Origin of the sequence: Paenibacillus chibensis, assembly GCF_004001045.1 — a bacterium.
Taxonomy (GTDB): Bacteria; Bacillota; Bacilli; order Paenibacillales; family Paenibacillaceae; genus Paenibacillus_AQ; species Paenibacillus_AQ chibensis.
This window is the reverse complement of the sequence record NZ_BIMK01000003.1, coordinates 20,002-45,274: the sequence shown is the minus strand read 5'-3', so window position 1 is coordinate 45,274 and position 25,273 is coordinate 20,002. Positions and strand designations below refer to the sequence as shown.

Here is a 25,273-nt window from a genome sequence, read left to right as displayed (position 1 = left end):
TCCCGCAGCAACCGAAAAAGCCTGTCCTATCCTGACCGAACATCAGGGTGGGGCAGGTTTTTTTTTTGAACACAGGATGTAGCTCTTCGCTATGCTTTCGGCTTCAGGTACTCTAAAAATATTTCTTTGACGATCGTAAGCTGGACAAGCATATCCGGATCGGCCTCGAACATGACGATGTGGCTCTGCAGCGACAGCTTTTTGGAGAAGATGCCGAGAGCATTCACAAGGGTGGCCAGCGTCTCGTGGACGGGAATATCGGATCGGATAGAGCCGTCGTCAATACAGTCTTGAATAATGTGCTTAAAGATGCCGTACACCTTGCGCGTAACCTCGTTGTATTCCTCGATTCCGTCGAGCGGCTCGGCCTGCTGCGCGGCATAGCTCTCGAAAGCTTCTATCAGCTTGTTGCGGTTCATATAGGCAGAGGAGGTATCCGCGATGAAGTGGTCGAAGAGCATCTCTATTTTGCGGATGCCCGTTTCCGGCTGCTCGGAAATGGTTTTGAAAGCCTCGAACTCCGCTCCGATGATTCTCGATGCCACGGCAACGACGATCCGGTCCTTTTTCGGAAAATATCGGAACACGGTGGCAATGCCCACATTATCCTCTGCGGCAATGTCGCGCATGGTCGCTTTGTCATAGCCTTTTTTTATGAAAACCCGCTCAGCCGCCTCGATAATGCTGATTTCCCGCTGCTGCTTGGCTTCCTGCCGTTCCAGCTCCCATCTGCTTTTTGGATCCATAACATGTTCACGACCTTTTAGAAAAAATTCTTATATTACTGTTGTATGATACCACCAGTGTAAGCTCGATTGTAGAATGCTATCAGACGGGTTGCGGAAAGTCAATCCATCCTATTTTGCTGTGATGTAAGTCATTGCGAATGAAAATGAGTGGTGATATAATCGATATCATAATGATAGTCATTATATCACGACTCCGGCATAGTATGCCCAGATCCTTAAAATTTGTACAAATATTCCGGAGTGTTTCGGCATTCTACACCAAAATCATTTTTATTATTGAAGGGAGTTTTTGATCATGGGTCGAGTATCCGGCAAGGTTGCAATCGTGACAGGCGCTGCAGGCGGTATGGGTAAGGCAGACGCCATTCTTTTGGCTCAAGAAGGAGCGAAAGTCGTCGTTACTGATATTCAGGAAGATAAGGTCAACGAAGTTGTTGCGGAAATCAACCATAACGGTGGCGAAGCGATAGGGTTCCGTCATAATGTCACTTCCGAAGAAGAATGGCAGCATATCGTGGACGAAACCGTGAAAAAATGGGGTAAAATCGACGTTCTCGTCAATAATGCCGGAATTTCTCTGGCTAAAGCGCTCATCGATACGACAGCGCAGGATTGGGACAAGGTAATGTCGATCAACCTGACTGGCGGATTTTTCGGATTGAAGCATGTGATTCCCGTAATGCAAAAGAATGGCGGCGGTTCCATCATCAACATTTCTTCCATCGCAGGCCTCACAGGCAGCAACGGCGCTGGCCCTTACACGGCAAGCAAAGGCGCGGTTCGCATGTTGACCAAGGCTGTTGCGATCGATTATGGCAAGGACAACATCCGCTGCAATTCGATTCACCCTGGATATATTGAAACACCGATGACCAAAGACCTTCTCGCGGATGAAAACATGACAAAATGGTTCATGTCCAACACCCCGCTTCCTCGCTTGGGCAAACCGGAAAACATCGCGCAGGGCGTATTGTTCCTGGCTTCCGATGAATCCTCCTTTATCACAGGCGCCGAGCTTGCGATCGACGGCGGCGTATCGGCAAGATAATATATTTTTGTAAAACAAGGCTCCCCGGGAATTTCCCGGGGGGCTTTTTTTGTATGGCTGCAACCTTCCAAATGATGGATTCGTTAGTAAATATAAGATTTGAATATTGATATCAGGGGGGCTATCTGTGATAAAAAAATGGGGGTCATGGATGGCTGTACTATTGCTCATCGTTATGCTGGTGAGCGGCTGCTCGTCAGGATCGCAGGACAAAAGCGACGGTACGGAATCGAAGTCAGCCGAGGCGTCATTATCCAATCAAGTGACCAGCACGGCGGATAGTACAGCAGCCAGCAGCAGTGACAAAGCCGCGGACAAAAGCAAGCAAGAGACACCTGCCGGCGGGGATGCAAGCCTTCCCGATTCATCGGCGCAAACCTCGGAAGGGGCTGTGGGCTTCAACGCCCAGGATCTCTCCGGCGCGCTGAACAAAAAGCTGATTTATAAGGCGAACATCGTGATGAAGGTCGAGGATTACGGAAAAGGGCAGTCGGACATTCGCAATAAGGTTACCCTGGCGGGCGGTTATATCATGAACTTCAATGAAACGCAGTCAGCCAGCGAAAAAGGCGGCACCTTTGTCATTAAGGTTCCTTCGTCCGGTTTTTCGCCGTTCCTGGCCAGCCTGGAGAACATCAAGCATGATGACCTGCAGCGAAGTATCGAAGGACAGGATGTGACGGAGGAGTACGTCGATCTCGATTCGAGACTGAAGGCAAAGCAATTAATGGAGGAGCAGTACGTCGCGTTCATGAAAAAAGCGACCAAGACGAATGATCTCGTCGCTTTTGCCAATGAGCTGGAACGCATACAATCTGAAATCGAACAGATTAAAGGCCGTATGCGTTATATCAATCAAAACGTTTCCTATTCAACCGTGGAAGTCCGTCTCTATGAAGAGATAAAGGAGCCGCTGAAGAAAAAAGAAGATACCCTCCAAGCACCACTTGGAAAAAGAGCTTCGAGCGCATTTCAGGGCAGTGTAGACGTGATCACGCTGGTATTCCAGTGGATTGTGGTCATCCTCTCCGGCTCGCTGCCTCTTCTCGTCATCGCGGTGATCATCCTGCTTATCGTATGGCTGGTCAGAAGATCGAACGCGAAGGCACGCGAGGAGGCAGCAAGAAAGCGCAAGGAAATGAATCATGGTTCAAAGATAGAGACATCTGGTGAAAAGACCCTAAACGATGCGACCCTAAGTGATGAGACGGAAGATAAGCGGGAATAAGGGCATTTCCAACTCCTATATTGTAATAACCGCACACAATATGATTGTGTGCGGTTATTTTTTGGGTATATACGTCTAGAGATGGAGCACGCTATAGAAGCGGAGGATCCTTCGAATTCAATTGCTTTAGCAACTTTATTGCACTATTATTAGAAGGAGAGATGAAGTTATGTATACAACAGACCGCACCAACCAAATTGCATCCTATACCGCCAAGCTCCTCCGCGACCGATTCGGAAAAGGCCCCGAATCCATTCATGTGTCCGCAAACAAACAATGCGTCATGCTTCATCTGCGGAACTTTATCGGCCCAGTAGAGCAATTTCTGCTTAATCAAAAGGAAGAACAGGTTTTCCGTTACACCCGGGAACTGATGATGCAGTCGCTGCTACCTGAATTGGAAGCCTACCTGGAACAAGAAATGGATATGAAGATTGATGATCTTTATTATGACTGGGGATTGCATGACGCATCCGGGATCATCGTAGGACTCTTCGCCAATCATTCGCGTTCATCGGAGACTTATAATGGAAGAGACGAAGTACATAATCAAATCAAGCGGGTGACCAGCATCGTCCAGAAAAAGCCTGAGAGGGTGTATTCCTGGTGGGTGAACCCAAAGACGTTGATTGTGGTTCGTGAAGGGCTGCTGATTCTGCTCGAAAAGGAAATGATTCAGCTCGGTTATGATGAAGTGCTGCGCACCACGAAGCGGAAGCTGGAGAAGAGATATTTTGAGGAAGAAGCATCCATCAGCACGGCTGTCGGCCGCAAGCTGTCGGAGATCTATGTGGATTGGGATTTTGACCGTAATAAAAGTGTCATCGTGTGCATATTTAAGGATCCGTAATTGGCAGAAATGAATCAGACATGCTGGTGCATGAGCTGAACATAAGCCAAAGAGAGAGCCGTCAGCTCTTTCTTTGGCTTTTTTTATGGCCGTCGGTATAGGTGGCTTTAAGTTACACCGTTTTTCTAATGGGGAGGAGGGGAATGATGAAAAGAGATCATTGTGTCATACTTTGCGTCGAGGACAATCCGATCAATATGGCTCTTATGCATCATATTTTCAAAAAATACTCCCAAATTCGACTATTAAAAGCAGAATCAGCCGAACAAGCGATTGAAATCTTGGGAGAAGAAATACCGGATTTGATCATTATGGACATTCAGCTTCCAGGCATGGACGGATATGAAGCGCTGGAATACTTGAAGCAGAGAGAAGATACGCGGCATATTCCGGTCATCGCCGTCAGCTCCTATGCGATGGAATCGGATATTGCCCGCGGGCGGGAAGCAGGCTTTGCTGAATATATCACCAAGCCGATTGATTTAAAACTTTTCCTAAGTATTGTCAAGGAGCTTATGCTGGAAGTCGCTGCAACCCGGGAGTTATAATCATTTTATTTTCCTATAACAATAGAGCAAGCGTACTTGATATAAGGGCATGTTTTCGCGGACAGGCGAAGATATGCCCTTTTGGGTTTAGATGACGGTTTATTTGTAACTTACTTGTTGACAATAAACCGGGACACGAATAACATTTATTTTATTCCTATGAGAATACTGTCGAATTCAGTCGTCATAACACGAATTTTAGGTGAAAGCGAAGTGAAAAAATGTTTGCACAAATCAACGGAGTAAAAATTTACTTCGATGTGGAGGGATCCGGTTACGTGCCTGCCGGAGAGCGCATGGTTGCGAAACCGGTATGCTTTGTCGTTCATGGAGGACCGGGAAGCGATCACTCCGATTTCAAGCCGTGGCTGACACCGCTTTCGGAATCCGTTCAGCTTGTATATTTGGATCAGCGCGCCAACGGCCAGTCCGAACGCGTAGACCCGGACACATGCACGCTGGAGCAGCTTGCCGATGACATCGAGGAACTGCGCAAGTATCTGGGGCTTGGCCGAATCCATTTGATGGGCCACTCCTTTGGAGGCATGGTAGCACAGGTGTACGCCACGAGTTACCCGGCATCGCTGAATAAGCTCGTGCTGTTGTGTACGGCACCAAGCCGGGAATTTTATCCGGCTGCACTGGAATTTGCCGCGAAGAGCGCGAGCGAGGAGCAGCTCAAGGTCATTCCCGAGCTGTTCAAGGGACGCATCCGCGATGAAGCCCATCTAACCGAGTGGTGGGATCTTTGCTTCCCGCTGTATTTCCACCATAAGGACGAGCAAATCATGCGGGAGACGGGAAATCGCCCGAACGGTGCGCTGGACGTAGCCAACTACACGTTTAAGCATTTTATACCCGAGTACGACGTTCGTCCGCTGCTACCATCCTGTCACGTGCCAACGCTGATTATCGGAGCCCGGTACGACTGGGTGACACCGCTTTCCCAGGCGTCAGAGATGAACCGCTTGCTCCCCAATAGCGAGCTGTATGTTTTTGAGCATAGCGGACATATGCCGTTCATTGAAGAGCAGGATGATTTTATTAAAGTCACATCCCATTTTCTGACAAGTGAGGGCGAGGTTTAATTGAGCAACGAAACGCTTGTAATTATGATCGTTATGATCGTCTATATTGCGGGTCTGCTCCTCATCGGCTTCCGAATGTCCAAGCAGATCAAGACATTAGATGATTATATTCTGGCCGGACGCAATTTGCCCTGGTACGTGCTTTCCCTCACTTTTGCGGCAGCCGTAGCAAATACAGCGACCGTTATGGGCCAGCCGGGCTTTGCTTATTCGATCGGCTTTACTTACGTATTCTGGTCCAGCTTGTCGTCCGAGACGATTTCCGTGCTGCTTCTGTCGCGGATCGGCGTGCGGCTGCGCTCGATGAACCTGACGACCATCAGTGATTTGGCGAATGCTCGTTTCGGCAACAGCCGCAGACTTGAAATCGTTCTCTCGCTCTGGCAGGTCGTATGGGGAATTTTCATTGTGGGCATGTCCCTGTTCGGCGTGTCGCTCGTGCTGGAAGTCATCCTCGGAATTCCATGGCAGTATACGATCGCGCCGATTGCTATCATTACCATCCTGTATACGATGTCCGGCGGATTGCGCGCGGTTGTCATAACCGATGCGGCGCAAATGCTGATCATCGTGCTGGGCGTGGGACTCCTGTTCTTTATGATTACGGCCAAATACGGCCTTTTTACCGACTTCTTGTCCAAATATGTCGGGGATACCGGCTTCAACCTGACGGATGCAAGCAAAGGCTTGACGCTGTTCCCGGGCTTTACCGACTTGTTTACGCTTCCTCCAGGGCAGACGATCATGGGACTGATCGCTTTTATTATGGCGACTTCCTTCTGGATTCCGATCGACCTGGGCTTCATTCAGCGCTCCCTTGCGGCCAAGACGCTCAAGGACGGACGCAAGAGCGTTTATTTCTATGCATTGGTCGACTGGTTTAACGCGTGGATTCTCGTCCTGCTCGGCGGCTTCGGCGCCATTCTGCTGCCGGGTCTGATCAATACCGACGAAGTCGTAATCCGTCTCGCACGGGAGATTCTTCCGCTGATCGGAGCGGCGCTGGTGGTAACGGCTGTCGTATCCGCGGCGATGTCCACCATCTCCGTGTACTTGAACGCAGGCAGTGGCATTATCGTTAAAAACATTATCCTGAGAATCAAGCCGAATATCGGCACCAAAATGGAGCTCCGGCTGACGCGCCTCATTACCGTAGCCATCGGCCTGCTCGCTCTCGGTTTTACGCCGTTCATCTCGAACAACGGCATCGTCATGGCGGCTGTCGCCATGCAGATCATCATGATTTCTGCATTGACGCCGCTCGTGCTGCTGGCGCTGTACTGGAGAAAAACGACCGAAGCCGCAGCATTCTGGGGCTGCATCATTACCTCGGCCGTTACGCTGTTCATGATGATTAACGTTGGCGGCCCTTACGCGGCAAGCGGCGGAGCGGGCTACTTCGGCATCCCGGTCATTTTCTGGAGTATCGCGCTAGCTTTGGTGCTGTACGTCGGCGTGAGTCTGATCCGGCCGGAAAAACGCGATGTCATGTCGCCGGAGTGCAAGGCCATGTTCGAGCAGAAGAACAAGCTGTCCTCGCATAAGGATCTGCTGGTGTTCGCCATCATTTGGGGCGTGCTGGCAGCCATCGGCATCTACAAAAAGATGTCCGGCTCCAAAACGGCCTTTCCGCCGCTTAGCGGCAGCGGCGCTTGGATCACGAACGGCGTCTTTTACGCGATGAGCCTCTTTACCGCAGGCCTTTGCATCTTCCTGACGTACCGCGTATACAGGCATATGCGCAATAATTAATGCAGGCAAGCAAACAAAACACACATAACTTTGCCTGCGCTGTGGCATATTACCTCTAGTTTGTGAATTCAGATGGAGGGGTGATATCCACATGAAGCGCTTTGTGATCGCATTGACTGCGGTACTGCTCCTGTGCTGCGGTTACCAGCAGGTGGCATCTGCGGACGGTCCTTACCATTTCGGCTTCAAGAAAAGCAAGAACGGTCAGCTTCCATCCATTAACGAGGAAGGCTTTAAAAACGTTCTGCAGAAAAATGATGCGATATTTTTGGGAGATACGACCCGCAAGGAGCTGTATCTGACGTTTGATAACGGTTATGAGAACGGGTTCACGCCAAAAATACTCGATGTGCTGAAAGAAAAGAAGGTACCCGCCATTTTCTTTCTTACGGGCCATTACGTAAAGGACAAGCCCGAGCTTGTGACGCGGATGGTGACGGAGGGGCATCTCGTCGGCAACCATTCCTGGTCTCATCCCGATATGACGCAGATCTCTAATGAGGAGCTGAAGAAAGAGCTGTCCAGGGTGAAGGAGGCCGTATTGGGAACGACGAGGCAGCAGGTCATGAGCTTCGTGCGGCCGCCGCGGGGCATATTCAACGATCGTTCTCTCGCCGTCAGCCGCGCCGAAGGTTATACGAGCGTATTCTGGTCGATCGCATACAAGGATTGGGACGTCAACGACCAGCGGGGAGCCGATTATGCGTATAGACAGGTGATGGCGCAGCTGCACCCGGGAGCGGTCATTCTTCTGCATTCGATCTCCAGGGACAATACGGAAGCGCTTGGACGCATCATCGATGGGGCAAGGCAGCAGGGCTATGAGTTCAAGAGTCTGGATGCTTTACAAGTGAAAACCTACTGAAACCGCGAACGCCGCGGCATCATGAAAAAGGCATCTCCGTCAAGGAGATGCCTTTTTTCGCATGGTGGCCGGTTTAGCTGCCGTGGATTTTTTTCAAATTTTCCTGCCATTTGGCAGTTTCGAATTGGAGCAGCTTGTCATAGCCCGCTTTTTGGGCATCCTGCTCGGCCTTGTCCAGAAGGGCGATGACTTCCTGCTCATCCTTGGCGAACAAGGCTTTCGCCCGAACCTTGTCGGCAATATCGGATACGCGCTGCAGAATCATACCCTCATCGGAATCCGGCAGCGGCTGGATATTGCCGAATTCCGTCGCGTCGAAGGAGGTCTTCCAGGCAACGTTCGTTTGGGAAACCGTGGCCCAGTCGCGTTTGTCCTCAGGCAGCTCCATTTCATTTTCGGCTTTGGAGCCGTCAATGAAGGCGGTATTGCCTGCCCACTGGAACGTATCCCAAATGGCCATCAGCTTGGAGCGCTCTTCGACTTCGTTTTTATAAGTATCCGTATAGATAGGCGCTCCTTTATCATTGGTGCCCTGCCAGTACATGCCTTCAGGTCCCCAGAAAATAATGCGCTCGCCTTCTTCTCCCGTCAGCCAGTCCAGGTAAGCGAATATGCCTTCCGGATTTTTCGCAGACGTCGTGATGACGCTGACGTTCCAGCCAAGGGAGTCGAATTCGTTGACCCAGACTTTCTTCGGGTCGACGCCGGCTTTGTGCAAAGGCCAAATCATGGTATATCCGCCTTCAGGATCCTTAGCCCGAAGCATGCTGTTGGCTTCCGTGCCCAGAACGGTGGTATCGAAATCGCCATAGATCGCGACGCGTCCGTTATTCACCTTTTCTTTCACCTGGTCACGGGTTTGCGTGATGGCGTCCTGGGTAATAAGCTTTTCCCGGAACAGCTTGTTGGCGAACACCATGGATTCCCGGTACACCGGATCGCTGAAAAGGGATTTCAGCTCGTTTCCGTCCGGAACGGCGCGCAGGGATACCTGACCGACATTGCGGTTCTCGGCCATGCCGGCATAGAGGAAGTCGATGCCCTGTCCCAGCAGGCCAACCTCGAACGGTACGATGTCCGGATATTTTTCTTTGACGAGCTTGAGATAGGCGTACAGGTCATCGAAGGTTTCGAGCTTCGGCGAACCGAGCTCTTTGTAAATTTTATTGTTCACGGCATAACCGCCGTTACCCATCGGTTTTTTCGTGTACCAGTTCGGGAACTGGTACAGCTTGCCGTCCTCGGAGCGGAGCATGTTGAGCGTTTTTTCGCCGGCCCATTTTTTGAGATTCGGGTATTTTTCGAGATAAGGGTCCAGCGCGACGAGCTTGCCGGCTTTTCTCAGCTTCTCCACATCCGTTCCGCGATCTCCCCAGATGACATCGGGCAGTTGGCCGGAAGCGATCATCGTGTTGAATTTCTGCAGCGCCGCACCGCCGGACTGGATCGCCTGTACGGTGACTTTTTTGTTATCTTGTATCCATCGGGTTGCCGGATCCTGACCCCAAGGATTCATGGTATACCAGTCGTAATTTCCGTAAAAGGAAAAGGTGAGCGGCGTTTCGCCCAGCACGAACGGCTTAGACGGGTCCGTCCCGGCCGTATCCTTCGTTTCAGGCTTCGTTGCATCCCCGCCGCCGCTTCCGCCGCAGGCTGCCAGCATCATGCTCAAACCGAGCAAACAGACGAGCAGCATCATTGACTTTTTTGTGGCTGACATCTTCATACCCCCATCAGATTGTTCTTTTATATGTACAAGCCTGAAAAGGCTTTTACATCGATCATATCCGGCCTCATTCCTTAATGGAACCGATCATGACGCCCTTGGTAAAATATTTTTGCAAAAACGGATAGACGAGCAGGATCGGAATGGTCGCCACCAGCATCGTGGACATGGTAAGCGATTTGGTCGTGACGCTTTGCAGCTGCGACATATGGCTGCGTGCAGCCGCGTTCGTCTGCATCATCTGCTCGGACATAATGTTGGAGCTCAGGATTTGCTGGAGAAGCGTTTGAATCGGCAGGAAATGCTCGGACGTGATGTAAATGCTGGCTGTAAACCAGTCGTTCCAATGCCATACAGCGGAAAACAAGGAAAGAGTCGCAATGACCGGTCCCGAAATCGGAACGACAATTTTGAAAAAGGTGCCCCAATGGCCGCAGCCGTCGATTTTGGCGGATTCCTCGAGTCCCTCCGGGAGCTCCAGAAAAAACGTGCGGAAAATGATCATGTTCCAGACGCTGATGATGTTCGGCACGATCATGACCCAGAAGCTGTCCATCAGGCCGAGCTCACGGTTTATCAGAAAAGAAGGAATGAGCCCGCCGCTGAAATACATCGTCACGATGCAGAGGATCATGTACCATTTCCGGCCCATGAGCTGTTTTTTGGACATGCCGTAGGCGAAAACGGCCGTACAAACGATGGAGAGAACGGTACCGATCACTGTGCGCAATACAGAGATGAGAAAGCCTGTCATTAACCGTTTATCCTGAAAAACCACACTGTAGTTTTCCAGCGTGAACTGTCTTGGCCAAAAGGTAATGCCTCCAAGGGTCGTATCCGATCCCGCATTAAAGGAAATGACGATGGAATTCCAGAACGGGTACAGCATGACAAAAGCCATCAGGATGAGCAAAGCATAAATCAGGCTTAGAAAAAGACGGTCGGCGAAGCTGTTTTTCATATCGTGATCACCTGCGTTTCCGTAATGTAATTGCGGTTTGGGCGGAGTGCTACCATAAGCTTCTTCCCAGCTTGCGGGCCATCATATTGGCAGCTGTCAGAAGAATGACGCTAATCCCGGATTTGAACAGGCCGACCGCAGCGGCATAGGAGAACAGGGAATTGCGGATGCCGACGCGGTATACGTAGGTATCAATGACATCGGATACGTCCTGCAGCACGGGATTTTTGGCAAGAAGCAGTATATCCTCAAAGCCTGCGCTCAGGATGTCGCCAACCGCAAGAATCATGAATATCGTGATGACGCCGGAGATGCCGGGCAAGGTGATGTACCACATTTTTTTCAGCCGGTTAGCGCCGTCCATGGACGCTGCTTCGTAAATCTCGGGATTGATCCCGGCAATGGCGGCCAGATAGACGATGGCGGAAAACCCGATCTCCTTCCAGACACCCGTCCCGATCAAGATCGCCCAGAAATAACCGGGGATGGACAGGAAGTTGACCGGCTCACCGATCAGATGCAGCTTCTGCAGCAGCATGTTCAAGCTGCCGTTGTCTGTTGCAAGCATGGAGGCCACGAAGCCGGAGACGATGACCCAGGACAGGAAGTGCGGCAGGTAGCTCACGGTTTGGATGATCCGCTTGAAGCGCAGGTGGATGACCTCGTTCAATATGAGCGCAAGCAGGATCGGTGCCGGAAATCCGATGAGAAGCCTGAGAACGCTGATGACGAATGTGTTGCGCATAACGGTCCAGAATTCGGGGGCTTCGAAGAAGGTCCGGAAATGCTTTAAGCCCACCCAGGGGCTGTGCAGGAATCCCTTGAAAATGTCGTAATCCTGAAATGCCATCAGCACGCCGTACATCGGCAGGTACGAGAACATCAGGATGAGTATCATGGCGGGAATGACCATCAGCTGGAGGTCCAGCTGCTTGGCGAACCGAACCCAGAAGGAATGGCGGTTTCCGGCAAGCGGGGCAGATGAGATGCTTTTTTTCATGTGAACACGTCCTTTGCGGTTTACTCTGCTGAAATTTATGGTAAAGGAGGCGTTCCGGCAAAAACACTGACTTGAACAACGATTTATAGACTTCTGCAATGATGTTGTTTCCTTTTCAACACGAGAAAATTGAAATGTTATATGATGGGATCATCAGAAATGCGAGATTTCAACTTGCGGATGTCCGGGAGGAAGAGCATGCATGTATAACGTATTGCTGGCAGATGACGAGGTGCTGGATCTCAGAGGAATGGAGCGCTTCATTCCATGGGACGGGCTCGGGATGAATGTGGCGTCGGTCGTGAGCAGCGGCTTCGCCGCGCTGGATTACATCCGGCAGCATAGGGTTGATATTCTGATCACGGATATACGGATGCCGATCATGTCCGGTTTGGAGCTGTCCCGCGAAGCGCTGCAGCTGCTCCCGCAGCTGAAAATCATTTTCGTGAGCGGATACGAGGATTTCCACTATGCGAAGCAGGCGATGGAGCTCAGCGCTCAAAGCTATGTGCTGAAGCCGGTCCAGGATGAGGAAATGATCGAGGTCCTGCATAAGGTGAAGCGACAGCTGGATCATGAGGCGCAGCAGTCCAGGCTTGAATCGGATTACTACAAAACGCTCCCGATGCTGAAAAATGACAGGCTGGTCGATTGGCTGGAAGGGCATTCGGGGGATGAGGGCATCTATCGTGACGGTATTCTGCTGGAGCAGTGCGGATTGATCCCTTCAGCTCCGCATCTAGCCGCCGTGATCGAAATTGACGATGTCGCCTGGAAGCTGAATGCATACAGCGAAACCGAAGCCAGGCAAATCGTTGGCCGGCTGCAGCAGATGGTAGCGGACCACTGTGAAGCGTACGGAATCCAATCGCTGTGCAGGCTGACGAGCCGCCAGTTTGCCATCATATTGCAAGGGGAACCGATGGTAGCGCACGAAGCGATCCTGGGGAGCTTGATACAGGAGGTAGAATTGCGGTTTCCCGTCACGATCACCATCGGCTTGAGCGAGGAGGGGGCTTCCCTGGAATCCGCGCAGAATGCCCATCAACAAGCAAAGCAAGCTTTGGATTATAAAATGCTGGCCGGCAAGAGCCGGCTTATCCGCTATGCCGAGCTGGAATCCGGCGGTGTGGAAGAGGTGCAAAGCCTGGAGATGCGGCTGGACGCTCTGTTTGCCGAAATGGCGAATTACAGGCTGGTCCAGCTTCATGACGAGCTGGAGAACGTCTTCACCCTGATCCGCCGGATGAAATCCAGATCCACGGTTTATAATTTCGCCATTCAGATTATTTCCCGGCTGGATGCCTATCTGGCGGGCTTGCACGAGAATCTGTTCCAGATGCTCGGCATGCGGATGGAGAATCTCGATATCCTGTTCAAATTCGAAACGATGGATGATATCCAGTCCTGGCTGCGCCGCAGGGTATTCGAGATTTCCGAAATGCTGCATTTGAAGAAGCAGAAAAAGAACAATAAGCTGCTTGAATCGGTATGCGCATATGTGGAGGAGCATCTGGATCAAAATATTGCGCTCAGGGACGTGAGCAATTTATTTTCCTTTTCCCCGAACCATCTTGGGGTCCTGTTCAAGCAGGGGACCGGCGTCAATTTCAGCGATTACGTGGTAGAACGGAGGATGGAGAAGGCATGCAGGCTGCTCCGGGATCCCGCGTATAAAATATTCGAGGTTGCCGGACAAGTGGGCTACAAAAACCTGACCTATTTCAGCAGGCAGTTCAAAGACAAATACGGCATGACGCCAGGCGACTACCGCAAGCAGTGCTGACCGAAGGAGAGCGGGAATTTCCATGAAGCGGAAGAAACGGTTTCTGTCATTTGGCTACAAGCTGATGATCTCTTATATCGCGCTGTTGATCGTCCCCGTCGCTTTCGTGGGCATGTTTGCTTATAACACCTCCGTGGAATCCATCCGCAAACAAACAAAGGCGAACATTCGCGGCACGCTGCAGCAGATTCAGGACAATATTCATTACAAGGTGGAGGACATCCAGCGGCTGACGGATTTGCTGTATTATGACCGGACGCTTGCGGACTCGCTCAGGCGGTATGATGACGGCTGGTACAGCTTCGAAACGCTGCAAAGCTACCTGATGCCGACGCTGCAGAACACAATTCACGCAACGAACCGGAATATCGCGCTGTCGGTTTATATCCAGAATGACACCATCCCGGAGGTGTATTACTCCTACGAAGGCACGGATCCGCTCAGCAAGGGCAGATTTTACGAGCTGTTCCACCAGAAACGGATTGTGAACAAGCCCTGGTTTCAAGACTTTCCAAGGGAGCAGTACGGCTTGACGATGGAATGGCGGCAGATTGAGGAGGACGGAACCTTCGGCAACATATCGCTTCTCCGCAGATTGATGGACACGTATGAGCCCACTGCCCCCAAGCCCTTCGGATTCGTGCGGATTACCGTCAAGATCGCTGACATGTTGGAGAGTGTGAACGAAGACAAATTCCGGAACGGAAGCACCTTGTACATCGAGAACGAACAGAATGACATGATCTATGTTTCCTCGGCGGACAAAAGCATGCGGCCGGATCAGATACCGGTGATGGAAAGCAAGGACTACCTGCAAATCAAGGTGCCGATCGATGGACTGAACTGGACATTGGCCGCTAATATTCCAAACCGGGTGATGGAGCAGGACATTCAGAAGGTCAAAAGCGTCACGATCATCGTCTGCCTTGTCATGATTGCCCTTTTTTCCGCGGCAGGCTGGCTGCTTTCCAGGTATTTTTCCAGGCGTGTCGTAAAAATCGTGTCCGTTCTCCGTTCCTTTCAGGAGGGAGATTTACATAAAAGGCTGCGGTACGGCGGCCAGGACGAATTCAATCAGATCGCGCTTGCGCTCAATGATATGGGCGAGAACATGAATCGTCTGATTCAGGAAGTGTATCTGTCCAATCTTCAAAAAAAAGAAGCCGAGCTCGAAATCCTGCAAGCCCAGATCAATCCGCATTTTCTGTACAATTCGTTCTCGTCGATCAACCGGCTGGCGCAGTTCGGCGAGATCGGTAAAATCCGTTCCATGGTCAGCGGGCTCGCGAAATTTTACCGGTTGACGCTGAACGAAGGCAGAATGATGATTCCGGTCGAGAAGGAGCTCCAGCAGGTACAGACCTATATTGAGATCCAGAAGATCAAATACGAGGACAGGCTTACGTTCAATATCGACATTGACGATAACGTGCTGGGGTTCGATACCGTCAAGCTGATCCTCCAGCCTTTCGTGGAGAACATTCTGGAACACGCCTTTTACGGGGATTCGATCCATATCCGGATTACGGCCGAGGCGCTGGAGCGCGGGATTGCTTTCAAAGTCATCGATGACGGCATTGGCATGACTGCCGAAACGATCCGGCAAATATTTTCTCCGAGCGGCATCAAAGTAGGGTACGGTATTCGCAATGTCGATCAACGCATCAAGCTGCAGTTTGGTGATGCCTATGGCGTCAAGCTGTTCAGCAGGCTCGGGATCGGAACCACCGTTCAATTGATCATCCCTTATTTTCATCATACAGATTCCGCGGATGCAACAACCGGCCGTTTACAGGGATGACGGGCTTTCGATAAGCCTGCGAACGCGGCCGTGAAGGAGGAGGATACATGGGGCGTGAGAGCCCCGGCTTGCCGAAGCATATTCCCAATTTCGAAAGGCGGATGAATCGATGAGTAAAAGTAAAAGCAAAAGTAATAGGAAAAGCAAACGCGCTCTCCTGCTGGCTCTCCCAGCCCTGCTGATGAGCTTGATGCTGTCCGTGCCCGCACAGACGACATCGGCGCAAAGCGGTCCCTTCGTGTCCGAAATCATCGTGCGGACAGTCGCCAACTTTAAAAATCACAACGATGTGGTCAGCTTTGTGAGCAATGCGTCCAAGCGCAGCATATCGGTCATCAATCTGGCCGTGAAGCAGGATGAGGACGACGAGGTTCCTTCGGGTTATGTATTTTATAAGAGCAGCATCGCGCCGATCGCCTCGGGCTACAGCAGCTTTGATGCCGTCAAAGATGTCATTGCAGAAGCGCATAAAAAGAACATTCAGGTGCGCGCATGGATCCCGCAGTTCCACGACCGTGCCGCTTTTGACAAGAACAGTGACTGGCAGATGCGCTCCCTGGTGAATGGCCAGGTCAAGCCGTTTACAGGTTCAAATGGCAGCGAATATTTCGTCAACCCGCTCCACCCGGGTGTGCAGGCTTACGAACGTTCGATTATTAAAGAGGTTGCGGCGAACTACGATATCGATGGCGTAGTCCTGGACTGGATCCGTTTTGACGATTACAACATGGATATGGGGGATTACACCCGGACGCAGTATAAAAACACCTATGGCTATGATCCCATTACCATCAACTTCAACACGGACAATGCCAAGCGTAAGCAATGGAATGAGTGGAGAACGACGAAACTTGGAGAGTACGTGCGTGATGTCAGAAGCGATCTTGAAAGCGTCACACCGGGGCTCTTCTTCGGGGCTTACATTCTGCCGCCCGAGTTTGTGGAATGTGGACAGGATATCGCCAAATTCATGCCGTACATGAATTTTATCTCACCGATGGCCTACTTCGACGATTGGGAGTTCCCGCAGACCTGGGTTTATGATCAGAACGGCATTCTCAGCCAGACGCGCCAAAAAATCGGTAATACCGAAATCATTGCCGCGCTGGATACCGATTGGACGAATGCGCAGTATCATAACGTGCAGCAGGGCATCCGGACCAACTTCCCTGACATATCGAATCTGTCGTTTTTCCTCTATGGCAAGTGGACGGACAACGAAATGAAAAAAATCAATGACCGCGCCAGCTGGTAGAAGAATTGATAATGAGGTCCGCCCTTATGGGGCGGGCTTTTTTGCGGCGAGAGCAGAGCAGCATTTGAACGCGGATGCACAAATCTATTATACTGGACATCGTACCCGGAGCATTTGCTATAAACTTAGACATCGAAGAGCAAGTACAGCAGGGAAGGAGTAGATCGTCATATCTTTTACATCTTGGGATTACTCGGTATTCAGCTGGATTAATAACGCAGCGGGCAATCATCCGTTGATCGATGCGGTGATGCGCTTCTTGTCCGAGGATGCCGAATATTTGTTTTATCTTGCCGTTATTGTGTATTGGTTTACCCGGAAGAGGGAGAACCGGAAGATGGTTGCGCTGGCTCTGGCCTCCGCCTGTCTCGCCTTTGGAATTGGAACCATTCTCAGTCATCTGTTCTACAGGGATCGCCCGTTTGTGACCCACCAAGTGCACCAGATGATTGAGCATGCAGCCAACGCTTCGTTTCCGAGTGGCCACTCGATCGGTTCCTTCGTGATCGCATTCTCGATTTTCCTCTTCCGCAAAAAGGACGGGATCTGCTGGATGCTGCTTGCGGCACTGATCGCTTTTTCACGAATCTGGAACGGCGTTCATTATCCCGGCGACTTTCTGAGCGGGGCAATCTTGGGGATATTGGCTTCCGTGATGGTCTATCAACTGTTCACGAAGGTGGCATGGCCGCGCAAATGTCTCTCCGGCGCCATCAATTTGTATGAGAGCGTAGAGTTCCGCATTTGGCGAAAATCCTAAGTTGAATCGCTTGATTTGTCTTTTTATCTGGAAATTTGAAACATTTAATTCCTGTAAAACGTCTATTCTACGAAAGCAATTCACGCTAGGATTTTGACAGACATGGGGGAAACGGACGATGGACCAAGCTTCACTGCCAAAAAGATCCACGGTAAGGCAGCAACAACAAAATCAAGCCGTCAAATATAAGAAAAAGCGCAAAAAACGTAAATCAGGCTTCATTCGGTTTATGTCGCGCGTGTTCTGGACCTTGCTGATCCTGGTGATGCTGGGGGCGGGCTGGTTTTTCCTGACGCCGTGGGGCAATGAATACCGTTTCCTGGTGGCGGACACGCTGATTACGACGCAGCACCGTTATCTTGCGAAATACATCATTGGTCAGGCTGAGCTCGACAAGAGGGTGGCAGATTACAACAACCGATTTGAGTCCATGGGAGTGGAAAAGGATAATCATCAGATTCACCTTCCGGCTCCGCAGCAGACGTCGGCCGGCCAAGAGAACGAGAAGAAGCCGCTAGTGGAAGTGGAAGAGATTTCGGGCACGGGCTACCATGGTTATGTCATGACTGTTAATGATCCGACCAAAATCCGCTTAGGTGTTCCGCAGGCGCGGGGCAAGGGCGAGAAAGTCTCCAGTATGGTCAAGCGGACGGGGGCTATCGCCGGCGTCAACGCCGGCGGTTTTGCCGATCCGAACTGGAAGGGGAACGGCTTTAAGCCGATCGGCATCGTCATTTCCCAAGGCAAGCTGTATTATAACGGCTTGGCCGGCGCTTCCTCCACGCAGGTGGTTGGCATCGACAAGACCGGTAAAATGATCGCCGGTAACTATTCACTGAAGGAACTTAGCAACATGGGCGTTCAGGAAGCCGTTACGTTTCAGCCGCGTATCATCGTCAATGGCAAAGGCCTGATCAAGAATGCCAAAGAGGGCTGGGGCATCGCCCCGCGTACGGCGATGGGACAACGGGCGGACGGCGCGATCATTTTTGTGGTGATTGACGGCCGGCAGCCGACGTACAGCATCGGTGCGAACCTGTATGATGTGCAGCAAATCATGCTGAAGCATGGCGCGGTGATCGCTGCCAATCTGGATGGAGGATCGTCGACCGTGCTGGTCAAGGATAATGAAATCGTGAATAAGCCTTCCTCCGAGTATGGCGAGCGTTATCTGCCGACGGCATTTCTCGTTTTTGAGCATCCTGAGGACGTGAACATTCCGAACATTTGGGCTGGTCTGAATCCGAAGGACATCGATCCGGGTAAGAAGAAATAAAGCAGCAAGGACAGCCCTAAGGGCTGTCCTTGTTTTTGTTGCATATATGATGAGCTCCATATAGAGACCTCAGTATGACGGAATGAATTGCAGCGATAATCGCGTTACACCTTTTTGCTGTACATAATTCCGATCGTCTTCGGACCGCAGTGACTGGAAATGACGCAGCCGGCGGTAGATATCGCTACTTCGCGGGCCCGGGTCTTTTCCTGAAGCACCCGCTGGAGATATCGGGCTTCTTCCTCGGCGAAGGAATGGACGACGAGGATGAGATCATTGTCCATCCGGTCGTTTTTCTCCAAAGCATTCTGGAGCATTTGATTCATGGCCTTTTCTTTTTTGCCTCTGACCTTATACGCAGGCGTCATCTTGCCGTCGATGACCTTGATGACCGGACGGATATTCAGAAGACTTCCGAGCAGGTTTTGAACGCCGGAACAGCGGCCGCCTTTATAGAGGTATTCGAGGGTATCGATCACGAACTCGGTTTCGATCTCCGGGCGCACCGCTTCGAGCATCCGAACGATTTCATCGAGGCTCTTGCCTTCCGCGGCGGCATGCACGGCCTTCATCACAAGCAGGCCTATGGCGCTGGAGAGGTTACGGGAATCGACGACGCGAATGGAGGCATCCGGATATTCGGCCGCAGCAATGAGCGCATTCTGATAGGTGGCGGAAAGCTCGGAGGAGAGGCTGATGTACAGGATCGCATCCCCCTGATTGACGTATGGTTCGAATGCAGACATGAAATCCGCAGGGGAGGGGGCGGCGGTCTTCGGCAGGTTCCCGTTCCGGGCTACCCGCTCGTACAGCTCGGCCGGTGTAATATCGACCCCGTCGCGCAACTCCTCGTCCCCAAATACGACATATAGCGGAATGATCCCGATATCATGCTGTTCCACCCACACTTTCGGCAGGTCGCTGGTGCTGTCCGTAAAAATTTTAAGATTTGGCATGAACATCTCCCTTAAAAATATGCTTCTTTCAACGGTATCAGAAATTCTGATTGGATATAACTTTAATGGATATTTGACGTTCTGACAAGCGGGTAAGAACGAGGGGAATGCTGCCTGCTGCCAATGATTCAACAGATCTTGCCTGCGGGGATCGTTCAGCGGATCCCCAAAAGCGTCCGTCCCTGTCCGACAGACGTTGGAGCTTGCGAGGGAGCATGTCAAACAGCCCGCAGGAAGCCTTCTCACAGGATACTGGAGGATGGCTTCTAACGGGCTGATGTCATTGGGGCTTATGGACAGGAATGCTACTCCTTTTTCACGTACAATATACCGATTGTTTTCGCTCCGCAGTGGGAGGAGATGACGCAGCCGGCATCGGATACGGCAACCTCGCGTGCATCGGTCTTTTCTTCAAGAATGCGTTTCAGCTCCAGCGCGTCCTCTTCCGCCAGGGAATGGGTCACAAAGATCAAATCATTGTCCATGTGATCCCGCTGCTCCAGAGCGTTGCTCAGCATTTGCTCCAGAGCCTTCTCCCGCTTGCCGCGGACCTTGTACGCCGGGGTCATTTTGCCGTCGATCACTTTGATGACCGGCCGGATTTTAAGAAGGCTGCCGACGAGGTTCTGCATGCCGGAGCAGCGGCCGCCTTTATACAGATAGTCAAGGGAATCGATTACGAATTCCGTTTCGACGCGAGGCTTGACCCTCGCAATGATCTCAGCGATCTCACCAGGCGTCTTGCCCTGCTCGGCGGCTTTGACCGCTTTCATGACCTGGAGTCCGATGCCTGTGGACAGGTTCAGCGAATCGATGACCGTGACTTTCCCCTCCGGGAACTCATCCGCTGCAATGACGGCATTTTGATACGTGGAGGAAAGCTCCGACGAGAGGCTGATATAAACGATCTCCCGACCTTCTTCTATAGATGGGGAGAAAGCCTGAATGAAGTCCGCCGGTGAAGGCGCAGCCGTTTTGGGCAGGCTGCCTGTCTCGCTCACCTTCGCGTAAAGCTGCTGGGTCGTGATGTCCACCCCATCCTTGAAAGTCTGATCTCCGAACGTTACATATAAGGGAATCAAGCCGATATCGTATTTTTGCAGCCACTCCCGTGGCAGATCGCAGGTGCTGTCGGCAAAAATTTTAACTTGTGACATGATTTATCCCCTTCCGGCCCGAAGCATCAGAATGACAAACATCAGGCCAAAACTTAAAATGATGATTGTATTCAAAGACAGTCCCAGAATGGCGAAGATTTTTTTGCGGTTGCGGAGAACGAGACCGACAATACCCAAAACAATGCCAATTAGATTCGCTGCGAACAGTCCGATCAGAATAATCGTGATGACCGTCACGCCCGTCGTGGAGCTGTCAGACCAGGATAGGCCTTCTCCGTTCAGGCTCGATGAAAAAATAGCTCCCATGGCACCTACGCTTACGATATAAGCCAGCATCGATATAAGACTGATAATAAATGAAGCAATCCCGGGACCGGAGTGTCGTTTCAACTGCGGCGGGTGCTGGGGAGGCTGCTGTGATTCCATGGTTCATGTCTCTCCTTACCAAAATAAAATATGTATGGTTATTACTCTTCCATATAATGAGCCAAAAATCAAGCCGGGTTTAGCGCTTCATAAAGCGTTCACAGAGCGTTCACGGTGGAAAATGATATACTGTATAGGGTAATATGAATGACAGATTGCTTATCATTTCATCGGACAAGGAGTTGGAGAGTTTTGCAGCGTAAATTCATGTTTATCGGCGCGCTGATGGCGATGCTTTCGGTAGTCATCGGTGCCTTTGGAGCCCATTTGCTTGAGCCTATAGTCGGCGAGTCTGCAATGAAAGTATATGAAACCGGAGTCCAGTACCATATGGTGCATGCACTCGGAATTATACTCATTGCGGTCGCAGCCGGTTTCTGGGGGGAATCGCGCAAGCTGGCCTGGGCGGGATGGCTTTTGTTTATCGGCATCATCCTGTTCTCGGGAAGCTTGTACCTGATCGCGATTACGGGAATCAAGCCTTTGGGCATTATTACCCCGTTTGGCGGCGTCGCTTTCATCATCGGCTGGATCTGCCTCATGGCCGAGGCGGTTTCGAACAAGAAAAAATAAACGTAAAAAAGCCCTTGTCTGTCCGATATGGACGGCAAGGGCTTTAATGTAAGTTAGACGACCTCAATGATTTCATTAAGCTTAAATGCATATACCTGCTTTTCATCTACATGATACACGTTCAGCAGCTGATTGGCCTCGTCAAAGTTCAAAATGCGGCAGGGCATGCTGGACGGTTGTCCGCCGCGGTTCGCGGTCAGCCGGATCAGCCTGTTGTCTTGAATGCATTCCATAATCCATTCATGCAGTTGAGAGCTGTATTCTGAGCCGTTTATCTTGTGATCAGCGGGGGAGCTGGGTTTTTTGGCCGGTGGCTCGGTCTTTGCCTTCGGTTTGGTGCGGTTGTCAGGCAAAGGCGTTGCCGCTGCAGCACCCGATTTGTTAAGTAGTGATTTCCGTTTGTCTTGAAGCATGGACTCGATCAGATGTCCGAGTTCCATTCCGGATTTGATCCGAAAATCTGCGATGTTGTCACTGTTGTTCAGCAGTTCAATCATAGCCTGCAAAGCTAGCGCGTTCGAGCGGCTTTTGATCAGAATATCCACATTAAACAAATATCCTGAATCTTCAATGCATTGTTTGTTTTCCATAAATCCCCCAGCCTATACCAAGTGCAAAAATAAGTCTTGAACTGTTTAAATCATATCATGAACACGTAAGACTGGGTAGTCCTAATGTCGGAGTGAGGCATACCTTTCTTCCTAGACGGAAATCAGGTTTTATCCTCCATTAGATACACATCGTGATAATCCTGAGCATACACATATGTTGATCACTTTATCCAAAGAGGGAGGTGAGAGCCCATGGTGACGATGGAGCCCATTTCAATAGGAGAACACACTCTGGTCGGCGTAGAGGTTAAGCTGCCAAAAACGACCTTGCTGACGATCAGCACCGCACGCGGATATATCATGTGCGGGGCACTCGATGTAGGACTTTTGAATGAACGCCTGGGCGATCGCAAAATTATTGCAGGCAGGGCGGTTGGAGTCAAAACGCTGAAGGAGCTTCTTGAAGCGCCGCTCGAATCTGTTACCTCGGAAGCGGCCGCCCTTGGCATCAGTCCGGGTATGGCCGGACATGAAGCGCTTCTAATGATGCTGTAGCCGGGTTCTATATGCCTGAAAACCCATGTTTGAACCTGCTTTAGAACAAAAAACAAAAACCGGACCCTTTGCGGGCCGGTTTTTTTGCTGCTGCAAATTATTCATCGCATAAGGTAAAGGCTGTTGGATCATGATAATTTTATCACAGACGTTATGGGCTGGATGATGGAATACTAAAATAAAATCCGTTAGCACGGGTAGCCGGAGGACAGCAGTTATTATTTCAGCGGCAGGGCTGTGCAGATTGGATGGAATTCGGGTGCCGGATAAAATCGTGTTTTTGTTTCGCGCCAGTGCATGCAGGGTAAAATATAAACAGAGCCCCTGAGGCGGTGAATCGCCGCCGAATGAAGCGATTTAAACAGCACATATTACAGAGCGGCCAACGAAACAGCGGCAGGCCGTACTTTAACTATTACCGAAAAGGAAGGGATTAAACATGGCCAAAACAACATCCAAATCCAAAACTGCAACACTCGAACAAATATTGAACCAACAGGTTGCAAACCTGAACGTTTTGTATGTGAAAATCCATAATTTCCACTGGTATGTCAAAGGAGAGCATTTCTTTACGCTGCACGTAAAATTTGAAGAGCTCTACAATGACATCACGCTGAAAATGGACGAGGTAGCTGAGCGCCTGCTGACCATTAAAGGCAGCCCTGCGGCTACGATGAAGGAATACCTGGAGCTTGCAACGGTGCAAGAGGCCTCCGGCAAAGAGGATGCACGCAAAATGGTGCAAACGCTGATCGAGGACTTCGCCACCGTCTCCGAGGAAATGCACGAGGGTATCCATCTGGCGGAAGAAGCCGGAGATCATCCGACAGGCGACTTGTTCATCAAAATTAAAAACGATCTAGAAAAACATATGTGGATGCTGCGCTCTTATCTCGGATAAGAACCTGCATCCTTACCGGACAGCTGAAAAGGATCCCCACTGGGGTGCCCGGACGAAAAAATTCACCGGAGCACCCTTTTGGCGCCTTCCTTGAGGCTTGATTTGACACCGGTGCTTCTCAAGAAAAGAAGACAGAGGCAAGAATCGGCATCATGTACGGTAGCAGGAAAAAGGATCCATTCCTCATCATTATTCCGATACATAAAAGGAATATGGAGTCTATGACTCGGGTTTCATTCCTTATGCCGAGCGCCTTCGCCGGTTATGAAGGATCCATTCCCATGATTGCTGCATAAATCATCACGGGATTCTTCCTTTAAATGGCTGCTTCAGCAGCCATCAGCACGCTGGGATATGATTAGCCATCCGGTGACGAGCAGAGAAATGCCGGTGCCGGATGCTGCGCAAATATCCCCAGAATGGTGCCGTTTCAGCAAGTATGGGCAGTTATGGGAATATAAGTACGCAAATATAGAAGCAGGCTTGGCTTTTCGTAAGCTGAGCCTGCTTTCTGTAATTATTTCAACCTTTCAGGGCCGGGCGGTTGATATGAACCTGAGTTTATTATAAAATTAGTGATAATCACTGAGAATCAATTTAGATTTATTTTAAATTGATAATTATGATTGCTTGAAATCAGGGTAGGTCATCCCTGTTTAAATAGACTTTCTGATTTCGGTAAAACATTTAACGGAGGGAATAACGTATATGGCTACTCACTTTAAGATCGAAGGACTCAAAGCGGAAATTGAAGGCAAAGAAATTCTCAAAGGCATTAACCTGGAGATGAAAGGCGGAGAAATTCACGCCATCATGGGACCTAACGGAACCGGTAAAAGTACCCTTGCATCGGCGCTTATGGGCCATCCCAAATATGAAGTAACGGACGGCAGCGTAACGCTGAACGGAGAAGACGTATTGGACATGGCTGTTGACGAGCGCGCTCGTGCGGGCCTGTTCCTGGCTATGCAGTATCCAAGCGAAATCACAGGCGTAACGAATTCCGACTTTTTGCGTAGTGCCATCAACGCCCGCCGCGAAGAAGGTCAGGAAATTTCCTTGATCCGTTTTATCCGCCAATTGGAAGCAAAAATGAAAGAGCTCGACATGAACCCTGAATTTGCGCATCGTTATTTGAACGAAGGCTTCTCCGGCGGTGAGAAGAAGCGTAACGAAATTCTGCAGATGATGATGATCGAGCCTAGCATCGTCGTATTGGACGAAATCGACTCCGGTCTCGACATCGATGCCCTGAAAATCGTAGCAAGCGGCGTAAACGCTATGCGCAGCGACGATCGCGGTTTCCTGATCATTACCCACTACCAACGCCTGCTGAACTACGTTAAACCGGACTTCGTCCATGTCATGATGCAAGGCCGTATCGTGAAGTCCGGCGGTCCTGAGCTGGCTGAGCGACTGGAAGCCGAAGGTTACGATTGGGTTAAGGAAGAGCTTGGCATTGAAGACGAGACTGTAGGTCAAGAAGCGTAAAAAAACGGA

Annotated in this window: 25 protein-coding genes; 17 read left to right on the top strand and 8 right to left on the bottom strand. The window is 50.7% G+C overall.

Going from position 1 to position 25,273, the window contains the following annotated elements:
- Window positions 1-89: 89 nt before the first annotated feature.
- On the bottom strand, window positions 90-746 hold the full coding sequence (locus PCH05_RS02640; RefSeq protein WP_127600392.1) for a TetR/AcrR family transcriptional regulator: 657 nt from the start codon (window positions 744-746) through the stop codon (window positions 90-92).
- A gap of 298 nt (window positions 747-1,044) precedes the next feature.
- Between PCH05_RS02640 and PCH05_RS02635 the strand changes: the two genes are divergently transcribed.
- From PCH05_RS02635 to pdaA, 7 genes are all read left to right on the top strand, one after another.
- Window positions 1,045-1,797 carry an SDR family NAD(P)-dependent oxidoreductase gene (locus PCH05_RS02635; protein WP_127600390.1) on the top strand — a complete coding sequence of 251 codons (753 nt, stop codon included), beginning with the start codon at window positions 1,045-1,047 and terminating at the stop codon, window positions 1,795-1,797.
- Between the two features lie 127 nt (window positions 1,798-1,924).
- A complete protein-coding gene (locus PCH05_RS02630; RefSeq protein WP_127600388.1) occupies window positions 1,925-3,025 on the top strand; it encodes a DUF4349 domain-containing protein in 1,101 nt (366 codons plus the stop codon).
- Between the two features lie 169 nt (window positions 3,026-3,194).
- Window positions 3,195-3,875 carry a Na-translocating system protein MpsC family protein gene (locus PCH05_RS02625; protein WP_127600386.1) on the top strand — a complete coding sequence of 227 codons (681 nt, stop codon included), beginning with the start codon at window positions 3,195-3,197 and terminating at the stop codon, window positions 3,873-3,875.
- A gap of 146 nt (window positions 3,876-4,021) precedes the next feature.
- Window positions 4,022-4,423, top strand: a complete 402-nt coding sequence (locus tag PCH05_RS02620) for a response regulator (RefSeq protein ID WP_164766515.1) — start codon at window positions 4,022-4,024, stop codon at window positions 4,421-4,423.
- Window positions 4,424-4,644: 221 nt separating this feature from the next.
- Window positions 4,645-5,511, top strand: coding sequence for an alpha/beta fold hydrolase (locus PCH05_RS02615; protein WP_127600382.1), 867 nt, complete (start codon window positions 4,645-4,647; stop codon window positions 5,509-5,511).
- Window positions 5,512-7,263, top strand: a complete 1,752-nt coding sequence (locus tag PCH05_RS02610; protein WP_127600380.1) for a sodium:solute symporter family protein — start codon at window positions 5,512-5,514, stop codon at window positions 7,261-7,263.
- A gap of 91 nt (window positions 7,264-7,354) precedes the next feature.
- The gene (gene pdaA, locus PCH05_RS02605) at window positions 7,355-8,128 is read left to right on the top strand and encodes a delta-lactam-biosynthetic de-N-acetylase (protein ID WP_127600378.1); all 774 of its coding nucleotides are present in this window, start codon (window positions 7,355-7,357) and stop codon (window positions 8,126-8,128) included.
- 73 nt (window positions 8,129-8,201) lie between these two features.
- Here pdaA and PCH05_RS02600 read toward each other — a convergent pair whose 3' ends face one another.
- From PCH05_RS02600 to PCH05_RS02590, 3 genes are all read right to left on the bottom strand, one after another.
- A complete protein-coding gene (locus PCH05_RS02600; RefSeq protein ID WP_127600376.1) occupies window positions 8,202-9,848 on the bottom strand; it encodes an extracellular solute-binding protein in 1,647 nt (548 codons plus the stop codon).
- A gap of 73 nt (window positions 9,849-9,921) precedes the next feature.
- Complete coding sequence (locus PCH05_RS02595; RefSeq protein ID WP_127600374.1) at window positions 9,922-10,815, bottom strand: carbohydrate ABC transporter permease; 894 nt, start codon at window positions 10,813-10,815, stop codon at window positions 9,922-9,924.
- A gap of 49 nt (window positions 10,816-10,864) precedes the next feature.
- Complete coding sequence (locus PCH05_RS02590; RefSeq protein ID WP_246049332.1) at window positions 10,865-11,815, bottom strand: ABC transporter permease; 951 nt, start codon at window positions 11,813-11,815, stop codon at window positions 10,865-10,867.
- A 202-nt stretch (window positions 11,816-12,017) separates the two neighbouring features.
- Between PCH05_RS02590 and PCH05_RS02585 the strand changes: the two genes are divergently transcribed.
- The 5 genes from PCH05_RS02585 to PCH05_RS02565 all read left to right on the top strand — a co-directional run bounded on the left by PCH05_RS02585 (window position 12,018) and on the right by PCH05_RS02565 (window position 18,693).
- Window positions 12,018-13,601 (top strand): response regulator, encoded by a 1,584-nt coding sequence (locus PCH05_RS02585; protein ID WP_127600372.1) that lies wholly within the window; start codon window positions 12,018-12,020, stop codon window positions 13,599-13,601.
- Window positions 13,602-13,623: 22 nt separating this feature from the next.
- Window positions 13,624-15,402 (top strand): sensor histidine kinase, encoded by a 1,779-nt coding sequence (locus PCH05_RS02580; RefSeq protein ID WP_127600370.1) that lies wholly within the window; start codon window positions 13,624-13,626, stop codon window positions 15,400-15,402.
- Between the two features lie 109 nt (window positions 15,403-15,511).
- Window positions 15,512-16,657 carry a family 10 glycosylhydrolase gene (locus PCH05_RS02575; RefSeq protein WP_127600368.1) on the top strand — a complete coding sequence of 382 codons (1,146 nt, stop codon included), beginning with the start codon at window positions 15,512-15,514 and terminating at the stop codon, window positions 16,655-16,657.
- Window positions 16,658-16,892: 235 nt separating this feature from the next.
- Window positions 16,893-17,417 (top strand): undecaprenyl-diphosphatase, encoded by a 525-nt coding sequence (locus tag PCH05_RS02570; RefSeq protein WP_246049331.1) that lies wholly within the window; start codon window positions 16,893-16,895, stop codon window positions 17,415-17,417.
- Between the two features lie 118 nt (window positions 17,418-17,535).
- Complete coding sequence (locus PCH05_RS02565; RefSeq protein WP_127600364.1) at window positions 17,536-18,693, top strand: phosphodiester glycosidase family protein; 1,158 nt, start codon at window positions 17,536-17,538, stop codon at window positions 18,691-18,693.
- A gap of 104 nt (window positions 18,694-18,797) precedes the next feature.
- Here the strand turns inward: PCH05_RS02565 and PCH05_RS02560 are convergent, their stop codons facing one another.
- The 3 genes from PCH05_RS02560 to PCH05_RS02550 all read right to left on the bottom strand — a co-directional run bounded on the left by PCH05_RS02560 (window position 18,798) and on the right by PCH05_RS02550 (window position 21,193).
- Entirely contained in the window at window positions 18,798-19,649 is an 852-nt protein-coding gene (locus tag PCH05_RS02560; RefSeq protein ID WP_127600361.1) for a DegV family protein, read from the bottom strand.
- Window positions 19,650-19,954: 305 nt separating this feature from the next.
- Entirely contained in the window at window positions 19,955-20,806 is an 852-nt protein-coding gene (locus PCH05_RS02555) for a DegV family protein (protein ID WP_127600359.1), read from the bottom strand.
- 3 nt (window positions 20,807-20,809) lie between these two features.
- Window positions 20,810-21,193, bottom strand: a complete 384-nt coding sequence (locus tag PCH05_RS02550; RefSeq protein WP_127600357.1) for a hypothetical protein — start codon at window positions 21,191-21,193, stop codon at window positions 20,810-20,812.
- Window positions 21,194-21,385: 192 nt separating this feature from the next.
- On the opposite strand from PCH05_RS02550, the gene PCH05_RS02545 reads away from it, so the two are divergent.
- The gene (locus PCH05_RS02545) at window positions 21,386-21,766 is read left to right on the top strand and encodes a DUF423 domain-containing protein (RefSeq protein WP_127600355.1); all 381 of its coding nucleotides are present in this window, start codon (window positions 21,386-21,388) and stop codon (window positions 21,764-21,766) included.
- 53 nt (window positions 21,767-21,819) lie between these two features.
- Here the strand turns inward: PCH05_RS02545 and PCH05_RS02540 are convergent, their stop codons facing one another.
- Complete coding sequence (locus PCH05_RS02540) at window positions 21,820-22,356, bottom strand: YolD-like family protein (RefSeq protein WP_127600353.1); 537 nt, start codon at window positions 22,354-22,356, stop codon at window positions 21,820-21,822.
- 213 nt (window positions 22,357-22,569) lie between these two features.
- Between PCH05_RS02540 and PCH05_RS02535 the strand changes: the two genes are divergently transcribed.
- The 4 genes from PCH05_RS02535 (at window position 22,570) to sufC (ending at window position 25,264) form a co-directional block, all read left to right on the top strand.
- Window positions 22,570-22,872 (top strand): YunC family protein, encoded by a 303-nt coding sequence (locus PCH05_RS02535; protein ID WP_127600351.1) that lies wholly within the window; start codon window positions 22,570-22,572, stop codon window positions 22,870-22,872.
- 439 nt (window positions 22,873-23,311) lie between these two features.
- On the top strand, window positions 23,312-23,773 hold the full coding sequence (locus PCH05_RS02530; protein ID WP_127600349.1) for a Dps family protein: 462 nt from the start codon (window positions 23,312-23,314) through the stop codon (window positions 23,771-23,773).
- Between the two features lie 285 nt (window positions 23,774-24,058).
- Entirely contained in the window at window positions 24,059-24,343 is a 285-nt protein-coding gene (locus PCH05_RS02525; RefSeq protein WP_127600347.1) for a hypothetical protein, read from the top strand.
- A gap of 138 nt (window positions 24,344-24,481) precedes the next feature.
- On the top strand, window positions 24,482-25,264 hold the full coding sequence (gene sufC / locus PCH05_RS02520; RefSeq protein ID WP_127600345.1) for a Fe-S cluster assembly ATPase SufC: 783 nt from the start codon (window positions 24,482-24,484) through the stop codon (window positions 25,262-25,264).
- The last annotated feature ends 9 nt before the right edge of the window (window positions 25,265-25,273 follow it).